General features: G+C 47.7%; 12 protein-coding genes and 1 pseudogene. 1 reads left to right on the top strand and 12 read right to left on the bottom strand.

What is annotated here, in order from left to right; genetic code table 11:
- Window positions 1–166 precede the first annotated feature (166 nt).
- The 4 genes from MRBLPE1_RS14690 to MRBLPE1_RS14675 form a co-directional block, all read right to left on the bottom strand.
- Window positions 167–1,171 (bottom strand): LacI family DNA-binding transcriptional regulator, encoded by a 1,005-nt coding sequence (locus tag MRBLPE1_RS14690; RefSeq protein ID WP_364146426.1) that lies wholly within the window; start codon window positions 1,169–1,171, stop codon window positions 167–169.
- Window positions 1,172–1,441: 270 nt separating this feature from the next.
- A complete protein-coding gene (locus tag MRBLPE1_RS14685; protein ID WP_308994216.1) occupies window positions 1,442–3,061 on the bottom strand; it encodes an ABC-F family ATP-binding cassette domain-containing protein in 1,620 nt (539 codons plus the stop codon).
- A 235-nt stretch (window positions 3,062–3,296) separates the two neighbouring features.
- The gene (locus MRBLPE1_RS14680) at window positions 3,297–4,364 is read right to left on the bottom strand and encodes a Gfo/Idh/MocA family protein (RefSeq protein WP_364146424.1); all 1,068 of its coding nucleotides are present in this window, start codon (window positions 4,362–4,364) and stop codon (window positions 3,297–3,299) included.
- Window positions 4,365–4,579: 215 nt separating this feature from the next.
- Window positions 4,580–5,683: an MBL fold metallo-hydrolase gene (locus tag MRBLPE1_RS14675; protein ID WP_364146422.1), complete on the bottom strand. Its 1,104-nt coding sequence runs from the start codon at window positions 5,681–5,683 to the stop codon at window positions 4,580–4,582.
- A 267-nt stretch (window positions 5,684–5,950) separates the two neighbouring features.
- Here MRBLPE1_RS14675 and MRBLPE1_RS14670 point away from each other — a divergent pair, with 267 nt between their 5' ends.
- Window positions 5,951–7,105: a virulence factor gene (locus MRBLPE1_RS14670; RefSeq protein ID WP_364146420.1), complete on the top strand. Its 1,155-nt coding sequence runs from the start codon at window positions 5,951–5,953 to the stop codon at window positions 7,103–7,105.
- A gap of 176 nt (window positions 7,106–7,281) precedes the next feature.
- Here MRBLPE1_RS14670 and MRBLPE1_RS14665 read toward each other — a convergent pair.
- The 8 genes and pseudogenes from MRBLPE1_RS14665 to MRBLPE1_RS14630 form a co-directional block, all read right to left on the bottom strand.
- A pseudogene (locus MRBLPE1_RS14665) lies at window positions 7,282–8,301 on the bottom strand (transposase); the annotation flags it as partial.
- 365 nt (window positions 8,302–8,666) lie between these two features.
- On the bottom strand, window positions 8,667–9,806 hold the full coding sequence (locus tag MRBLPE1_RS14660) for a GerAB/ArcD/ProY family transporter (protein ID WP_364146418.1): 1,140 nt from the start codon (window positions 9,804–9,806) through the stop codon (window positions 8,667–8,669).
- Window positions 9,807–9,839: 33 nt separating this feature from the next.
- Window positions 9,840–10,082, bottom strand: coding sequence for a hypothetical protein (locus MRBLPE1_RS14655; protein WP_364146416.1), 243 nt, complete (start codon window positions 10,080–10,082; stop codon window positions 9,840–9,842).
- Window positions 10,083–10,086: 4 nt separating this feature from the next.
- Window positions 10,087–11,262: a Ger(x)C family spore germination protein gene (locus tag MRBLPE1_RS14650; RefSeq protein WP_364146414.1), complete on the bottom strand. Its 1,176-nt coding sequence runs from the start codon at window positions 11,260–11,262 to the stop codon at window positions 10,087–10,089.
- Window positions 11,263–11,299: 37 nt separating this feature from the next.
- Window positions 11,300–12,850: a spore germination protein gene (locus tag MRBLPE1_RS14645; RefSeq protein WP_364146412.1), complete on the bottom strand. Its 1,551-nt coding sequence runs from the start codon at window positions 12,848–12,850 to the stop codon at window positions 11,300–11,302.
- 207 nt (window positions 12,851–13,057) lie between these two features.
- Entirely contained in the window at window positions 13,058–14,242 is a 1,185-nt protein-coding gene (locus MRBLPE1_RS14640; RefSeq protein WP_364146410.1) for a transglutaminase domain-containing protein, read from the bottom strand.
- Window positions 14,243–14,813: 571 nt separating this feature from the next.
- Entirely contained in the window at window positions 14,814–15,692 is an 879-nt protein-coding gene (locus tag MRBLPE1_RS14635) for a LysR family transcriptional regulator (RefSeq protein WP_364146408.1), read from the bottom strand.
- Window positions 15,693–16,374: 682 nt separating this feature from the next.
- Window positions 16,375–16,503, bottom strand: coding sequence for a hypothetical protein (locus tag MRBLPE1_RS14630; RefSeq protein WP_364146406.1), 129 nt, complete (start codon window positions 16,501–16,503; stop codon window positions 16,375–16,377).
- Between the last annotated feature and the right edge of the window lie 606 nt (window positions 16,504–17,109).

Raw genomic sequence — 17,109 nt, 5'->3', positions numbered from 1 at the left:
CCTACACGCCTATTGAATAATTGCCCTAGAATAAGAAAGCGTTTTTATTAAGGTTTTGAAAAGCTTTTCAGAGACGCGTGAAACAGCTCCCTCTTTTAAGAAAGATTACCTTTTCGCTGGATAATCCAACGATTCATCTTCTCAAAAAACCGTTCCTTGTTTCTGTTTAGTTCGTCTTGGTTGATTCCCGCACGATCAATTGATGAGGAAGCTTTTCTCTGAGTTCGGCTACTTTGCCAGTCGTTATGAGCTCATGCAGCTTCTGAACCGAGCGATACCCGATGTCATAGGTCGGCTGGTCAATCGTCGTCAGCTTAGGAATGAACATTTGAGCCATGCGAATATTATCGAAGCCGATAACAGATATGTCGTCAGGCACCGATTTTCCATGATCCCGTAAATAGGAGATGACTCCCATTGCGAATTCATCAGATGCCGCAAAAATGGCCGTATATTCCCGGTTGCGCGAAAGCAGCCGCTCTGCCGCATTATACGCATGTTCAAACCGATGCACAGCAAACTCGATATCCGCCTCATCACTCATGATCCCGAACTCTTGCAGTGCTTTGTTGTAGCCAGCGCAGCGCGGCATTCCGGATATGGAATCGCCCAACGGAAAACTTATCATGCCGATTTGGCGATGACCCGATTCCAATAAATACTTAACGGCTTCATAAGCCGCCTGTTCATCATCGATGTCAACCGAAGGAATATCATATTCGGGAGCATTTGTTGAGGCAAGCACGAAGGGCAGACGATAACGCTGCATCTCCTCGTAATATTCTTCATGTAAAGAATCGCTCGCAAAGATGATGCCGTCTACTTGCTTTTCAAAGAAATTTTGGACATATGCGATTGTACGCTTCTTATCTCTATCCGTATTACAAATCATCAGACTATGATTGAGCATTACAGCAGCATCCTGCATTCCCCTTATTAAGCCGGCATAATAAGGGTTCTCAATATCGGGGATCATCACGCCAAGCGTATCGGATTTTTTGTAAATCAACCCTCTTGCAAATCCATTCGGCTGGTATTGAAGCGCTTCGATAGCTTCCAATACCTTCATCCGCTTTTCCTCCACAACCGTATCCGGAGCATTCATAACCCGGGAAACCGTGCTGATGGATACATTCGCGTATTTTGCGACATCGCGTATGGTTGATTTCATAGGTGCACGCCTTTCTTGCTGAATAAGAATATATAGAGCTACACTTCGTTTGCTCCATTTGAACGTTATTATTTTGTAAGGGCTTTCTGAAAAGCTTTTCTGAAAACCTTTTCAACGATAGTATAATCTCTATCCGCGCACTTTGCAACCATAAATTACAAAAACTCGTCCCCTTCGTTTTCCTGTACGGGACTTTTTTGGTTAACTACAAAAAAAGAGCGTTCAGCCGCAAGGTTTCCCTTACGCTGGACACTCTTATAATTGGGCGGCCTATACCGCGTACATACGCTCGCGAAGCGCTTTTACTTCAGCACTTTCAAGGTACTCATCGTAGGTCATCATCCGGTCAATCACGCCGTTAGGCGTAATCTCAACGATTCGGTTAGCGATCGTTTGAACGAACTGATGGTCATGCGAGGTGAACAGAACGGTACAATCCGTATCTGTCAGACCGTTATTAAGCGCCGTAATGGATTCAAGATCCAAGTGATTCGTTGGTTCGTCGAGAATAAATACGTTCGCGCCTTCAAGCATCATCTTGGAGAGCATGCAGCGAACCTTCTCGCCCCCGGACAATACGCTGGCTTTCTTCATCGCGTCATCGCCAGAGAATAGCATACGGCCAAGGAAGCCGCGGATGAAAGTCTCGTCCGGATCCTTCGAGTATTGACGGAGCCATTCCACGAGATTCAAATCAACGCCATCAAAATATGGCGAGTTGTCTTTCGGGAAATAAGCCTGAGACGTTGTTACGCCCCATGAGTAACTGCCTGCATCCGCCTCAACTTCGCCAACAAGCAGTTGGAAAAGCAAAGTTTTGGGCAAGCTGTTCGGGCCAACAAAAGCGACCTTATCGCCTTTGTTAAGCGCGATCGTCAGATTGTCGATCACTTTCTCGCCATCGATGGACTTGGTCAAGCCGTCAACAAGCAGCAGCTGCTTGCCAGCTTCGCGCTCCCCTTTGAAGAGGATAAACGGATACTTACGATTCGATGGACGAATATCGTCAAGCGAAATTTTTTCAAGCAGCTTTTGTCTTGACGTTGCTTGCTTCGCTTTCGATTTATTCGCGCTAAAACGTTGAATAAACGCTTGAAGCTCTTTGATTTTGTCTTCCTTCTTCTTGTTCTCACCGCGCATCAGCTGCAAAGCGAGCTGGCTGGATTCGTACCAGAAGTCGTAGTTGCCGACATACATTTGGATTTTACCGAAGTCGATATCCGCGATATGCGTACATACGGTATTCAGGAAATGCCTGTCATGGCTGACAACGATAACCGTGCCCTGATAATCAGCAAGGAAATCTTCCAGCCAGCGGATGGACTCGATGTCCAAGTGGTTGGTAGGCTCATCGAGCAATAGAATGTTCGGCGCGCCGAACAATGCTTGCGCAAGCAAAACACGAACCTTCTCATTGCCGCTTAGCTCTGCCATTTTCTTGTCATGCAGATCAGGCGTAATGCCAAGGCCGTTAAGCATCTCCGCCGCTTCCGACTCTGCTTCCCAGCCGTTCATGTCAGCGAAATCCGCTTCAAGCTCGCCGGCACGCATGCCGTCCTCATCGGTGAAGTCCGCTTTCGCGTACAAAGCGTCCTTCTCCTTCATTACTTCGTAAAGGCGCTTATGACCCATCATAACCGTCTCAAGAACAACGGACTCGTCGTATTCATAATGGTTCTGCTTTAGAACGGCTAACCGTTCGCCCGGCGTTATATGCACTTCTCCGTGCGATTGTTCTACTTCACCGGATAATATTTTTAGAAAGGTCGATTTGCCTGCGCCGTTAGCGCCGATCAAGCCGTAACAGTTGCCTGGCGTGAACTTAATGCTTACATCTTCAAAAAGCGCCCGCTTCCCGTAACGGAGCGTTATGCCACTTGTGCTAATCATTCGTTTAATCCCGTCCTTCACTACAAAATCACTTTATCTCGAACTATTATACCACAGTATCCGCGGAAACCGAACCCTCTTTTGGCTTGCTCCCGCTTAAACAGCAGGCTGCGCTGCATTAAAGCAGTGTTTTGGGCGCAATGGGAAAGCACAAAAAACCTTCCCTAAGCAAGCAACAGACGTCGTCGCTTTAGGGAAGGCTTATCTTATGGCACATGATCGCGAAGCGGCTGCCTTAATCCCAGTTCAGCTTCACTTCGTTGCCTGTGCGGGATGATTCATAGATCGCATCAAGAATGCGGTTATTCGTATAACCCGAAAGCGCCGATGTTATCGGCTGTTTGCCCTCACGGATGCACTCGACAAAATGCCGGCTCATAAGAATCCGATCCTCTTCCCCGTCAAGCGGCTCAATATCGCTTTCGGCTACGCCGGTATCGGCATGGGTAACGTACTTGCCGTAATTGCCCACGATCGCAACGCCGCCCTGGGTCCCCATCAAATGGATGAAAGGCTCCTCCGACAAAAATGCCGCATGCGCCGCCCAGCTTACTTCCAGCGATAATGTCGCCCCGTTATCAAGCTTGATCAAAGCTGAAGCCAGATCCTCTACGTCGTAGTATCCGTCCCAATTCGGTGTTCCCCAGCTCCCGATTCCCTGGCGGTTGGGTCCAAATTCCGCATAGGTAGTACCGTAAACCGACACTGGCTTCGGGGTGCCCATGAGGTATAGGGACAAGTCAAGCATATGAACGCCGATATCGATCAGCGGTCCGCCGCCCGATTGATCCTTCCGAGTAAACCAAGAGCCCCAGCCAGGTATGCCTTTCTTGCGGAACCAGCCCGCCTTCGCATTATAAACCTGTCCTACGTCGCCGTTGTCGATTCGCTGCTTAAGCGCCCGGCTTAGTCCCGTCCAGCGCATTTGATGAGACATCATCAAAACTTTGCCGGATTTCTCCACTTCTTCTACGATCTCGCGCGCAGCATCGGAATTAATAGCCATTGGCTTCTCCAAAAGGACATGCTTGCCCTGCTTAAGCGCTTCTATCGCAAGTGCCGCATGATAGTTGTTCGGCACGCCGATAACGACTGCATCGATTGCCGGATCCTCCAGCAGTGCTTGCGGGCTTGTGTGAACCGTCTGGATGCCGTGCTCCGCTGCACGCTGCTCGGCAAGCGGAAGGTATACGTCCGTAACCGCCACGACGTCGATGCCTTCCACCTTATTGAACGTCTGCATATGAATGCTGCCGATCGCGCCTGCGCCGATCACGCCGAGACGTATGTTAGCTTGACTCATTTATTGCTCCTCCTCATAGGTTTGCAACAGCAAACCTTGCTTCGTAAGATTTCACTTAGGTTTGCGCATGCAAACCTCGCTTCGTAAGATTTCGCTTAGGTTTACGCATGCAAACCTCGCTTCGTTATCAATTTCCGATATAGGCTCTTGATCAGTATACCTTGTTCGTCCACCGTCGTCATTGCGCGAATTTGGCGTGCATTTGTTCGCGTTTGTTATTTTCCCGACAAACGCCAAGTCTCTCCGAGCGGCAGCGTTAGAATCTGCTCATCCGGAATGCGGCGTTTTCTGCGCTCTGCCTCCAGTCGGTCAAGCGCCTCGCGAGGCGTATCATCCGCCAGTTTAAAAGCGCCGTAATGCATAGGAACGAACCATTTGGCCCCTATATCCTCGAAAGCCTGAAGCGCTTGCTCCGGCGTGATATGCTGCGGCGCCATGAACCATTCCGGTTCATACGCCCCGATCGGCAGAAGCGCGACGTCTATAGGATATCGTCGTCCGATCTCCTTAAAGCCTTGAAAATAGCCGCTGTCTCCAGCAAAATAAATCGTTGGAAAATCGGATATGATTGGCCGTTCTGCTTGGCCCCGCTCGTTAAAAAACGGATGCAGACGTTCTGTTGCCGGTTCGGCTGTGCTTGCGATCTGCGCTTGAGCCTCCGAGCCGTCCGCCGTTTTTGGCTCCGCAGCCAATCCGCTAACGCGGCCAACAAGCTTCCCGCTGCGCGAGGTTGGACGTTCAATGATAAAGCCGCCCCAATGCGAGCTGTTCGTATCCCATGGATTACGCCTAGTCGAATGCTGAGAAGGCACAAAGGTGAATTTGACCCCGTTTAACATAACGGATTCCCACCAATGCAGCTCATGGATACGGATGAAGCCCTTTTTCTTAAGCTTTGCGCCAAGGCCCGCCGGCACCAGCAAATGCCTGGAACCGATCAGCCTGCGCAGCGAATTTATATTCAGATGGTCATAATGCGAATGGGAAATAAGGACGACATCGATCGGCGGAACATCCTCAATCGGAATTCCCGGCGGAGAAAGTCTTTTTTGGAAGGCCATTTGGGTAGACCAAACCGGGTCCGTAATAATATTCAAACCGCCAAATTGTATGAAAAAGGTCGAGTGTCCCACCCAAGTGATGGACGGCCACTTTCGGTTATTTTCCAAATATGCGATATCAGGCTCGACATTCGGAACGGTAAATGAATAATCCTTCATTTTTAGCCTGCGAATGCGTTCTTGACGCCATCTCTTGAATTGCTTAAGCGATGTGTGCTGCTCGATAGGGTCTATGTTTGCAAATCGTTTTAACCTCAACCGTTAATCCCTCCCCGCAAAATTCCGTTGTTTTTATAAGATACCAAGCTGACAGCTTACATTGCAAATATGTTATTTATACGTAAAAATCCCAGGCCGCCAAATGAACAAGGACAACCATGCGTTCCTCCGTTAGCATCCAACCCTAAAATCAGGTACACTTGATTATATAAGTTTTACACATAAGACTACGCTTTCGACGCAGCAAATGTTACTTATAAGCCGGAAATTTTCATTTACCCCATTATCAATTCAGGAGGTTTCCTTATGAAACTAATTTCTATAGAACCCACGCCGAGTCCGAACTCCATGAAGCTGAACGTCGATGAGATGCTGCCGCGCGGACGCAGGCTTACTTATAAAGCCAGCGAAGCAAGCGAAGCGCCTGAGCTGCTCCGGCAGCTGCTCCAAATCAAAGGGGTGCGCAGCTTGTTCCGCACCGCCGACTTTATTGCCCTTGACCGCAAACCCGGAGCCGATTGGGCCGCTATTTTGGCTGAAGCCGGACAATTGCTGCAGAAGGATAACGCTGACGGAGAGCAGGCTGGCGGCAAAGGACCTTCAACCAGCTATGGCGAAGCGCAGGTACTGGTTCAAATGTATCGCGGGATTCCGATGCAGGTACGCGTACGTATGGGAGATACCGAGGCTCGATCGGCGCTCCCCGCGCAGTTCGGAGAGGCCGTTAACCGAGCCGCCGGCTCCGGCATGATCCGTGAGCGCAAGCTCGAGGAATTCGGCGTCCGTTACGGCGAGCCTGAGGAGATCGCCGCCGAAATCGTACGCGAGCTCGAGGCTTCTTATCCGAGCGAACGGTTAGAAACGCTCGTTCAAGCAGCTGTCGAGCAAGGCCAGTCCGGCTTGGAAGAGGGAGCTGCGCCGGCGGTTGTAAGGCCGGCCCCGCTAACCCTCGAAGAAGCAGAGGCGCAATTCGCATCAACCGATTGGCAGGTACGTTATGCCGCGCTGGAGAGGTACGTATCCTCCGTTGAAGGATTGCCTTTGCTGGCCAAAGCCATTCAGGATGAGAACACTTCGATCCGAAGGCTGGCAGTCATCTATTTAGGCGATCTGCGCTTGCCTGAAGCCCTGCCATATTTATTCCAAGCGCTGCGCGACTCTTCTACGTCCGTGAGAAGGACTGCCGGCGATACGCTATCGGATCTTGGCGATCCCGCTGCTATCGGACCGATGATTGAATCCCTGCGCGACAAGAACAAGCTGGTCCGCTGGCGCGCTGCCCGCTTCCTGTACGAGGCTGGCGACGAGACTGCCGTCGAGGCGCTGCGGGAAGCAGCGAAGGACAGCGAGTTCGAAATTCAGCTTCAAGCCCAAATGGCGCTTGAGAGGATTGAGCGCGGCGAGGAAGCCGCCGGCTCCGTTTGGCAGCAAATGACGGCTGCGAGAAACAGCGAGCAATAGAACGAGCAATAGAATGTTAACCATATATAAAAAAGGTGGTGCAAAGTCGGAGGCCACTGAAGAACTTACGTCTTTCCTTAGGAAGCCCTAGATAAGACAAAAAAGACATCCATTCCCGTGTTTTGGGGAGTAGGATGTCTTTTTTGTGTTTGAATTTGGGCTATTCACCTTGCTTATCAATCCATCAGTTTCAATATTCGCTTAAGATTTACAGCGAATATGGTCATAGCTCCTTGCATCTCCATGCCAATCAGACCCGAGGATGTGGCAACATCATACCCGTGTCCATGTTTGAGTTCGCTGTTCTTTGCTTCAATTTTGTAGCGCTCCTTGGATTTTTCCTTGAAATATTCCGTCTCTTGGAACACCATTTGCTCCGAGTGTACATCGGATTTAATACTGACGGAATAGCTCTTGCTTTTGGCGCCTTCTTTGTAGCAGCCCTCCTTGAGTGGACAACGTTTACATTGTTCCACATCAAAGTAATAGGTGTCTACTTGGTTTGTACCGGCGTCTTTCTTGCCTTGCCGAGCCTTACGGATGGCCATGTGACCAGTTGGGCATACGTACATGCCAGCATCTTTGTTGAACAAAAATTCGTCCTCTTTCTTGCGACCGCCTTGCGTAATCTGCGGATTTAGTTTCGATACAAGTTCAATCTCGTTGTTCTTCGTGTATGAAATGTTATCCTTCTCGGAGTAAGCGGTATCGCCAATAACACCGTCATTCTTCTCGCCTGTTGTAATGACAGCCGCTGTAATAATGCGTTCCTCGGTCATCGCCAGATGTGTTTTGTATCCAAAGAAAGCAGAGTCTGCACTCTTATGTCCCACACGCGCATCCGGATCCACTGCCAGGCGAAGTTGCTCGACATCATCTGTTATGGTCTCTTTCAACAGATTAAGAGGCTATAGAATTTTCGGCACTTGTGCGATCCCGGATTTGTTTTTGATGAAGGCTACGAGCTTCTGGCAATATTCGATTTCGTCTTCGAGTACATTGGTTGCGTTCTTTGTTGGCATTTTGGCTTTGGCCGATTCATCCATCGTGTAAATAGCCTTTCGCAACTTCCGTGCACGGTCTTGCAGAATTTCCTGGGGCGATTTCTGGTTATAACGCGCTTTCGTATGCGTAGCGTCAACGATGATGGAGTTGCTCTTTAGGATATTCTGCTCGATGGCAAGGGCTACCGTCTTACATACAGTGCCGCATAAGGACTCAGAACCAAGGTTTGTTGTTGCCGAATCATCCGCTCTCACCCGCTTTTCATGATGCCTTAATTATACGCCAAAAAAAGGTACAGTCTCTTCAACTTTCTTGAAGGACCGTACCTTTTTCTAGAGGATGGACTTTTTCAGTGGCCTCCAAAGTTGCACCCCCTTTTTTTTGTATTAAGCATGCTTATCAGAAGCGTAAACTAATATAAAAAAAATAGTTTATTAATACAGGCCAGTATTCATGGCGCTGTAACGGATTAGTACACCAAGCTTGGGACCCCGTATTAGGTTTTAATAGTTGGATATTTTCATGAAAGCAGTACAGGATGACAAATAACTTTACATCAACCCTCGGATGGGGCTTTCGGGCCGTTGCTTCCCGATTTTTTGCTGCTGTTTTTGATACACGCGATCAGCGTCAGAAGGAGCAGCGGGACAAATCCGGCTACGACGTTCCATAACGGCCATATGTTCGACACGATCTCGTACCATTGAATCTCGCTGTCGTACATAACGACCGACAGGAACAGGTTTATAAGCGCAAGAGGGAAAATAAGGAGCCGGTCGTCCTGCAGGCCAAACAGCCGGGTTAAAGTTAAATTTAAGACGAACAGCGCGACCGTCGCTTTCATGTAAGAGCCGGCGATTAATGTCATGCCAATAATGGATTCGATTCGTTGGATTATGTCCTGAAAGTCAATCAGACGCGCAACCATATACAGTGAATATTTGACGTCGCCGGCGACCGGCCCGGCAACAAAAATGACGCAAATTACGGATGAAATTAAGAGGAGGGTGTTGAGAAGCAAAGCGATAAACATCCATCGGTTTACACTGTTTTTGTTGTCCGGATTTTTCTTTACGAACGCCAACAGCATGGCAAACAGGAAAGCTTCCGCGTACGGGAATCCAAACGAAAAGTATGCCCCGTGCAAAACCGGCTTGATGCCCTCCGGCATGATCGGCATGATATAGTCAGGATGATAATTGGGTATCGAAAGCAGCATCACGATAAACACAAAAAACAGCATAATCAGAATAAGGTTTGTGAACATGCGCACCATCACTTCGATGCCGGCACGCACCGTAAACGCAATGAGCGTGAAGGTGAAGGCGTTGAATACAATGATGGGCGTTTTTTTCATCATCGTTGTGGACAGAAATAAACCTGCGTCAAGCACGATTCCGGAAGCCATCTGACACATATACAGGATAAAAGGGACGGATAGCAGCGCTGTCAACCAAGGCCCAAGCATCTTCTTGGCGTAATCGATATAAGTATCGCCAGGATATTTTTCGTGCAAATAAAGAATGCAGGCCAATATTAAGAAACCGAAAGAGCACGAAATGAGAAGAGACAGCCAAGCTCCGTTTTTTGCGACGCCGATTAACGGACCGGGGATGTTGATGATAGCAGATCCGGTCATGAAGCTGAAAAACAAGGTGGACATTTGCACGGGACTGACCGTTTCTTTTACATTCACTTCAAAATCCCCCAATGCGATAATTAATTCATGTCAGGACTTGGATTCAAAATAGTTTATGATCATTCTGGCAGGTGCGGAAAAAATAAAACCGACCGCGTCATGAAGTTCCGGCCAATCTTTTCCCACCGCAAAATCAAGCCCCAGATAGACGACTGCAGCCATGGAGAGCGCGTAAACGGCACGCCCTCGCTTGTTGTTTTTTTTATAATTAGGGGCGTCAAAGACGAGTACGGCTGCGAAGATAATGAACACAATAACGAGTCGGATCAGCATCCATTTACCTCTCCTTATACTTGGAGTACGGTTTTCCAACGTTCAAGCCAGTATGAAGCACTTGGATCTCAACATGGCTCTCGAAATGTGCAAGGGCGAAACGCTTGTCCCAGTTATCTTCCCATTTTTTCCACAATGTAGGATTCTTTGCGAATATCTTGTTGCCGATACCGATCGCATCCAGTCGTTTGGTTTGCAGCTCAGCTATCAAATCCCGAAACTCCTGCTCGACCGTTTTCTTAATTCTCTCTTCGTACGCAGCCTCGTCCTCTTTCTTCACGATAGTAGAACAATGCATCTCGCTAACCGTTCCTATAATTCTCGTGTTGAGCTTAACGGTCAGCGAATCTCCCTGAATAATAGGCACAACCTTCGTTTTTGCTGAAACGACTTCGAGGGCCTCTTTAACATTTTCGTTTCCGTTATCGCAAGGAAACTCTATGCTGCCTTCAGCGTATTGATTAGTCAGCATCAATAATCGTTGAATTTTAGTTGGAGACAGGGTGCTGACATGCTTCCCGCGTTTTAAAATGGAAATGCCCGAGGCAGAAAGCTCTTTGGAGTTTTTGGATAATTGAACATATGGCAGCAGGGCAATTCCGACCGCGCTGTTCAACTGAATGCTTAGATCCAGAAAATTCGTATGAATAGACTTTGCCGAATAACGGGTTGCCGTAATTTCCATGGATCGCAGTTGCTCTCCAAGCGTAGACTCGATTAACGGTTGAACTTTTAAATAGTTAGCGGCTTCTCCCTTTGTAGCGAGTACCAGAGTCGTTCCCCGCGGCTCATGATCCCTGGCAAAAAAATCCATTATATCCCCGATATCCCGCTGCTTGATCACCTGTTCATTGATTAGAATGACCCGCATATGATCCCATTTGGCTTTACGTCCGAAATGAATCGAAATATCCCGGATCGCTTCAAAAACCGTATAAGCTTCGGTTTGAATCGTGAACGATCTCGAGCCGGCTTGTTTACCCTCCTCGCTGCCTCCGCTTCCCCCCCCGGTTGGTTTGTAGAATAGCGTGGTCAATTTCAATTTGCCGTTGTCCGTTTTATCAAAGGCGACGGCCTGGACATAAGCGAACTCCAACAGCTCGGCCTTATCCCAGCACCCGGTTACAAGAAACAGACACAGGAGCATAATGGTCATCGATTTGATTGTTCTCATCATCATGATCATGATTCTCCTCTTCAGCCTCAAATCGTTACGATTACTGGCGCTTGTGCATGTGCTTATTCCGCGGTGACCGGAGCAGAGTCTTCAATGGAGCGCGTATCCATACATCGCGAAGCTGGCGTATGCGCAGCGGAGCGAACGTTGCCAAATACGGCTGACCAAGCGAACGGAGAGCCGTCAAGTGTAGGTGAATAAACAGCAGCCCCATCATTAATCCAAAGCCTCCCAAGGTCCCGGATAGGATCATTAACGGAAAGCGCAGCACCCTCAGCGCTACACCCAAAGAATACTGCGGCATGGAAAAGGAAGCGATCCCCGTCAAAGCTACGATAATAATCATAATGGGCGAAGCGATTTTCGCTTGAATGGCGGCTTGTCCAATAACGAGAGCGCCAACGATGCTCACGGCTGTGCCAACAGGGCGTGGGAGACGTATACCGGCTTCACGCAGAAGCTCGAAGAAAAACTCCATTAACAAGGCTTCCACTAGGGCAGGAAACGGGATGCCTTCACGGGTTTCAAGAACGGCCATCAACAGAACGGTAGGGATCAGCTCCGAATGAAAGGTGCTCATTGCGATATAAATACTTGGCAGCATCAGCGCCATGAAAAAGGCAATAACCCGAAGCTGCCTAAGCAAGGTTGCCTCTACCGTCCGATAGTAGTAATCCTCGCTCGTCGCGAAAAATTCGGCGAAAAGACCGGGACAGATCATAATGGACGGCGAGCCTGAAACCAAAACGATAATTTTGCCGTCTAATACGGCTGCGATGGCCGTATCCGGCCTTTCCGTATAGCGATGCTGCGGGAAAGGGGAATAGGTGCTGTCTTCAATCATTTCCTCAATAAAGGAGGTATCCAGTATTTCAACTTCTTTTATTGCGCCAAGCCTTTTTTTGAACTCTTCCAGCGTTTCCGGGTTTACGGCGCCCTCCAAATAACCGAATGCGGCTGTAGTCCGGCATTTTCCGCCCGCAGAAAACAACTCGATTTTAAAAAGGTGGTTTCTCAATCTTGTCCGCAGCAAACCGATGTTTTTCGTTAAATCCTCGGTGGTGCTGTCATGTGGACCCCGCACGACAGGCTCCGTAATCGGTTCGCTGACCGTTCTCGATTCAACGGAAAAAGCGTTAAAGCTGAGTGCTTTATTCCAGCCGTCAAAAAAGATAACCACATGTCCGCACATCATTTGCTGTACGGCATCGGGCAGTTTTTCCACGACCGAAACCCGGTTGGATGTAACGCCTCGGTTTTCAAAAAAACGGATGACGTCTTCCGGAGAGATCGAATGAAATGCCCCTGTTTCTTGGGAGGCAAGATCCAGGAAAACGGATTTTAAGAAAAGAACTTCCTTCTCTTCGACAAGCGAGTTGCAATGAACCGAAAGCGCTTGATATTGAAACGCGTCACCGTACCGGGAGGGCTGCATAACGATGTCGTGACAATGCGATAAAAGCTTGTTCAATTCCTCTCGGGTATTGGACAAGCTTTGCGAAATCGGTTGTAGGATGCCGCTTGCGGGTTTATCGGTTACAGGGGTATTTTCGGATTGCTTATATTCCCCAGGCCTGTCGTTAGACGCCATAGCTGTGTCCTTTCTAGAGGTAATTCTAGGAAGTATTATGCCAATACCCGGTAAAACTATTCATTACAATGCGCGGATGCTCCCATTGAAGGAGCTTTATTCGGGGAAGCCACAGGGGGGGGGGGAGCAAAGGCGAAAACCCACGGATCTATGTAAATTATTCTAATAAAGAAAGAGGCGCATTTCTGCGCCTCTACCGATCTAATACTATTTCGCATATTCCAGCTGCAACCGGACCAGCAGCGAATCGTCTCCCGCATAGGGCTCGTAGCTCGCCCGGTAACCTACGGCCACATTTACGCGCTTGAAGGCTGCCTTTAAGGCTGCCGGAAATTGATCGCCTTCCTCATAGCGGAACGCCAAGCTGGCCGTCTTTGATTCAAGCGCCGTCTGAATAACCTGGTTGAGCTGCTCCGCGCTTGACACGGTGTACTCCGGATCGAGCCAGTGCAATCCCAGGGCAAGCTTTAGCTTGCTGAAGCGGTTGCGCTCCGTCTCCGTGCCCTGCTGCTCAAGCTCGCGTATCGTATCCGCATAAGAAACCGCTGCCGCCGGATACGTCTTGGTCCATTGATGATCCGCACGAAGTTCTTCGTCCGTCCGTAAATAATAGTTGTATCTTATCGAACTCCCGCCCGATTCAGATTCATTCTTTTGCACTTCCTCGCCCGCTGTCTTCGCGCTGACCGGATCATCCCAAGTGAAATCCACATGGTACCATATGCCGTCCAGCTGTACCATATTCCAAGCATGCTCCCCCGTATTCACCGTGCCCTCCGCAATTAGTACCGTTAAGCCCGCTTCCTTCAGCATCTTATAGCCGAGAAGCGAATAGCCCTGGCAAACGGCCTCGCCCAAGGTAACCGCGTTATATGCCGTATAATGGGTCAGCGACTGATCATACTCCACATGGCTTACAATCCAGTCATGGATCGCTTTTATTTTCTCATGGTCGTTCATTCCCGGTTCGATAATCGCTTTCAGCGCCTTGGCTACCTCCCGGTCTACCGCCGCAGTCTGCTCTATCGTCTCACGGTATCTGGCTTCTAGAGCGATGGTCGACTTATTTCCCCAGCTGCGAATCGTGTAGATGTAGGATTCAAGGATGTAGGCGGTGTAGTCGTCATGCCCGAGCGCTAAACGAATGATTTCCGTCATCTTGCTCGAAAGCTCCTGCTTGTCCCCTGTGTACGTTACCGAGAAACGCTCGGACCGCGCTTGTAACTGCTTCGCGATCTCAAGCTCCAGCCGCTCCAGCTTATTGGTCTCATCCATTGCGGTCACCTCTTCCGACTCTGTCGCTGCAGGAAAAAAATCCAGCTTTAAGTCCAGGAAGTACGCCGCAGCTATGATGACAACTACCACTAACAATTTGGATCCTACTCTATGCATTCGAACCTCCTGAACAATTTGTGAAGGAAAGTGCATTATAGCAATAGCTTTCCTTCACAAGCCTAAGTGACAGCCCATTAAAATCATCGTTTTTCGTTTGTTGAAAATAAGCGTTCATTAATCAAACTGTTTTACCACGTACTTATTACACTTATTTTGAAAATAAAGTTGTTTAATTAATCATGAATTACAATCTTAACTTCACCTTTTCCGCCTATATCTAAGAATAACACTATAATCTAAAAGAATAAAATACATTACTGCACCTCGATTGAGTACCAGAAGTAGACGTTGCTTGAATTTTTGATTTCTACACTTGTCCTCAAAGTAAAATCTGCTTACTTGAAACTACACAGCGTTTTCCAATGTATATTCTTAGTTGTACACAACTATACCTCTTTTAAAAGCACTGAAGCGTCTCCGCAAGATTGAATCAGATGTCACTTGGGATCAGAATACGCATGTGAACTACAATTATGATATCATTTCCAGTTGGAACATAATGTATTTCTGCATTTCTTTGATCTTCTCTCGTACATAAAACTGTTCGTATCTTTATTAATTTCAATCATTATTGCAGCGCCGCTTGGACATAAGAATTTATCTCTTGAATGAATATGCGTGCAGTGGAACTCATAGTAACGGAATTAAGATATACAAGAGATATATCCCAACAAGGAACTTGGCCTTCTAATTTTACAATACGCAAAGAATCGTCCCTTAGACTTTCGAGCAAAGATATTGGTATAAGAGCTGCTCTATGTCCATGGCGAACCCAATGAATCATAATTGAAGTGGAGGACGTCTCTATCATCGACTTCAAGGCAAATCCACAAGAGAAACAATTCATTTCAATTAATGACTTATATTGTCCTGGAAACATGATGGAATTCATTTGCTTCAAGGATCGAAAAGGAATCGAAGATTTATCGGCGAAAGGATGTTCTGAGTGAATCAATAGCGCCATTTCTTGTCTATACAAATGAGTCGAAATGACCGAAGCATCAGAAATCGGATTTGCAGTGATTCCAATGTCTACCCTTTGCTCCAAAACTTTATTCTCGGCATCCTCTGCATTGATAATTTTTAATAAAATATTCGGGTACTTTTCGCAAAATCTCATGAAATAAGGAGCAAGATATTCAAGTTCAGCAGGACAACATCCAATAGAAATTGTTTCTCTAGATATATTGTTTCGGCCATATATTTCATTTCGCGCCTCTTCAAGAAGATTCATAATAGCGTTGCCCTTATTCAAGAGAATTTTTCCCGCTTCCGTTACTTCAACTCCCCTACTTACCCGATCGAACAATTGAATATCATACTCATCTTCCAAAACCCGAATTTGCTGACTTAGTGTAGGCTGAGTCACACCTAATTCTTCTTTAGCTTTGGTGAAACTTCCCGATTTGCATATTTGTATAAAATATTCAAGCTGGCGCAATTCCATAATGTATCCCCCCTTAGTTATCCGATCCGACCCCACGGATCATTCGTAATAGCTGCAAAGATATTTCAAACAAAAAAGCGGTGCCTCATTGAGAGTGATATGCACCCCTTAGAATTGACATTAGAAAAAACTGAGCGCTAGCCGCCTCGATGGGCATTGCCTTTCTGGTGCATTCATTCTTCCCTATCGCCTTCTTCACGGCGATGACGTTGATCTTGTTACCCTTCAATAATGGCGGGAAAGCACCGACGCACTTAAGCATTAGCTGGTTTCTTCGGTTTCTTTAACAGAGTGATTGCCCGGACACCTATATTTGCCTGGCTGGCCGGTCCCGTTCAAGTAATCTCAGCTTAGCCGATTCTGTTACTCGTTAGCATAGGGTACTTTTCTTTGTGCTTCCCGTACTGGGTATTCCCCCCGCTGGTGGTAATGAGCGTGATCGAGGTGATCGCTGGTCTTTATAAACATTATATGAGGGGACCTGTCATGTAATATATCCGCTAGATTTCAGGTGAAGGTTGCTAGATTTTAGGGTTGGTGCGTTGGGAACACTATGTATGTAGTCTGAACATATGAAAAGCCCGCTTCTCGATAGGAAGCAGGCTCTTCTATTACTAGGGTTTTTATAAAATCGGATTACTTCTGAAAATCGCTCGCGCAAACGCTGCTTCGAACAATGCTGTTACTTCCAAACGACGAAGCGATACACCCCGGAACCCAACTTCAGCAGAAGCCCGCCATCCTGCTCCTCCACGGAGAGAACGCCAGCGGCTTGAGCTTGATGGATGCTTGTATTTACTCGTGCGGCCATGAGCGCCGCGCCAGGCAGCCACGCTTCCGCCGTCGTATTCGGAGGCAGTTCGGAATTCGTAAGCCACTTGGCCCTCGTCGCTAAAACTGATCGCCCCTACTTGTAGAAACCATTTTAAGCCGGTTGAGACGTTAGATCTCGCATAACAAGCGATGTTTCGGAACTATAAGGAGGGCTTAGAGGTTCCGGCAATTTATCAAAAGAGAGGGTGTTTTAAGAACGTTTCAATATGTAATCGACGAACAACAAATAACCCCGTTTATAACAATACGGGGCTAGCAGCATATAGTCATTGTATTCATCCAGCCACTCGTTTACTTGGACTGGTGTCACTTTTCATCTACTTTCCTTTCCTTTCCTTGACTTAATTTATCAATTATTGATTAAATCCTAGTACTTTGAATGATGAAAAAATTCACGAAGTAATATCTTACTTCGTGAATTTTCTCTTGCTAATCGATTAATGTCCCTCACTACCACCGAACATTTCTTGCGAGTAAATAATACCTAGACCGTATGCGCCGCCGTGTTCTTTAGCAATATCTGTTGTCGCTTTGTACGTTTCGGAACGTGCCCAGTCGCGTTGCAGTTCCAGTAGGTACTGTT

The organism is Paenibacillus sp. LPE1-1-1.1, assembly GCF_040676435.1.
Classification (GTDB): domain Bacteria; phylum Bacillota; class Bacilli; order Paenibacillales; family Paenibacillaceae; genus Pristimantibacillus.
This window is presented reverse-complemented; position numbering and strand designations above follow the sequence as displayed.

What these genes read in the sequence shown, in the direction of transcription:
- MRBLPE1_RS14690 (WP_364146426.1), bottom strand. Translation starts at nt 1,171, where the DNA reads ATGAAATCAACCATACGCGATGTCGCAAAATACGCGAATGTATCCATC.
- MRBLPE1_RS14685 (WP_308994216.1), bottom strand. Translation starts at nt 3,061, where the DNA reads ATGATTAGCACAAGTGGCATAACGCTCCGTTACGGGAAGCGGGCGCTT.
- MRBLPE1_RS14680 (WP_364146424.1), bottom strand. Translation starts at nt 4,364, where the DNA reads ATGAGTCAAGCTAACATACGTCTCGGCGTGATCGGCGCAGGCGCGATC.
- MRBLPE1_RS14670 (WP_364146420.1), top strand. Translation starts at nt 5,951, where the DNA reads ATGAAACTAATTTCTATAGAACCCACGCCGAGTCCGAACTCCATGAAG.
- MRBLPE1_RS14655 (WP_364146416.1), bottom strand. Translation starts at nt 10,082, where the DNA reads ATGCTGATCCGACTCGTTATTGTGTTCATTATCTTCGCAGCCGTACTC.
- MRBLPE1_RS14650 (WP_364146414.1), bottom strand. Translation starts at nt 11,262, where the DNA reads ATGATGATGAGAACAATCAAATCGATGACCATTATGCTCCTGTGTCTG.
- MRBLPE1_RS14645 (WP_364146412.1), bottom strand. Translation starts at nt 12,850, where the DNA reads ATGGCGTCTAACGACAGGCCTGGGGAATATAAGCAATCCGAAAATACC.
- MRBLPE1_RS14640 (WP_364146410.1), bottom strand. Translation starts at nt 14,242, where the DNA reads ATGCATAGAGTAGGATCCAAATTGTTAGTGGTAGTTGTCATCATAGCT.
- MRBLPE1_RS14635 (WP_364146408.1), bottom strand. Translation starts at nt 15,692, where the DNA reads ATGGAATTGCGCCAGCTTGAATATTTTATACAAATATGCAAATCGGGA.
- MRBLPE1_RS14630 (WP_364146406.1), bottom strand. Translation starts at nt 16,503, where the DNA reads ATGGCCGCACGAGTAAATACAAGCATCCATCAAGCTCAAGCCGCTGGC.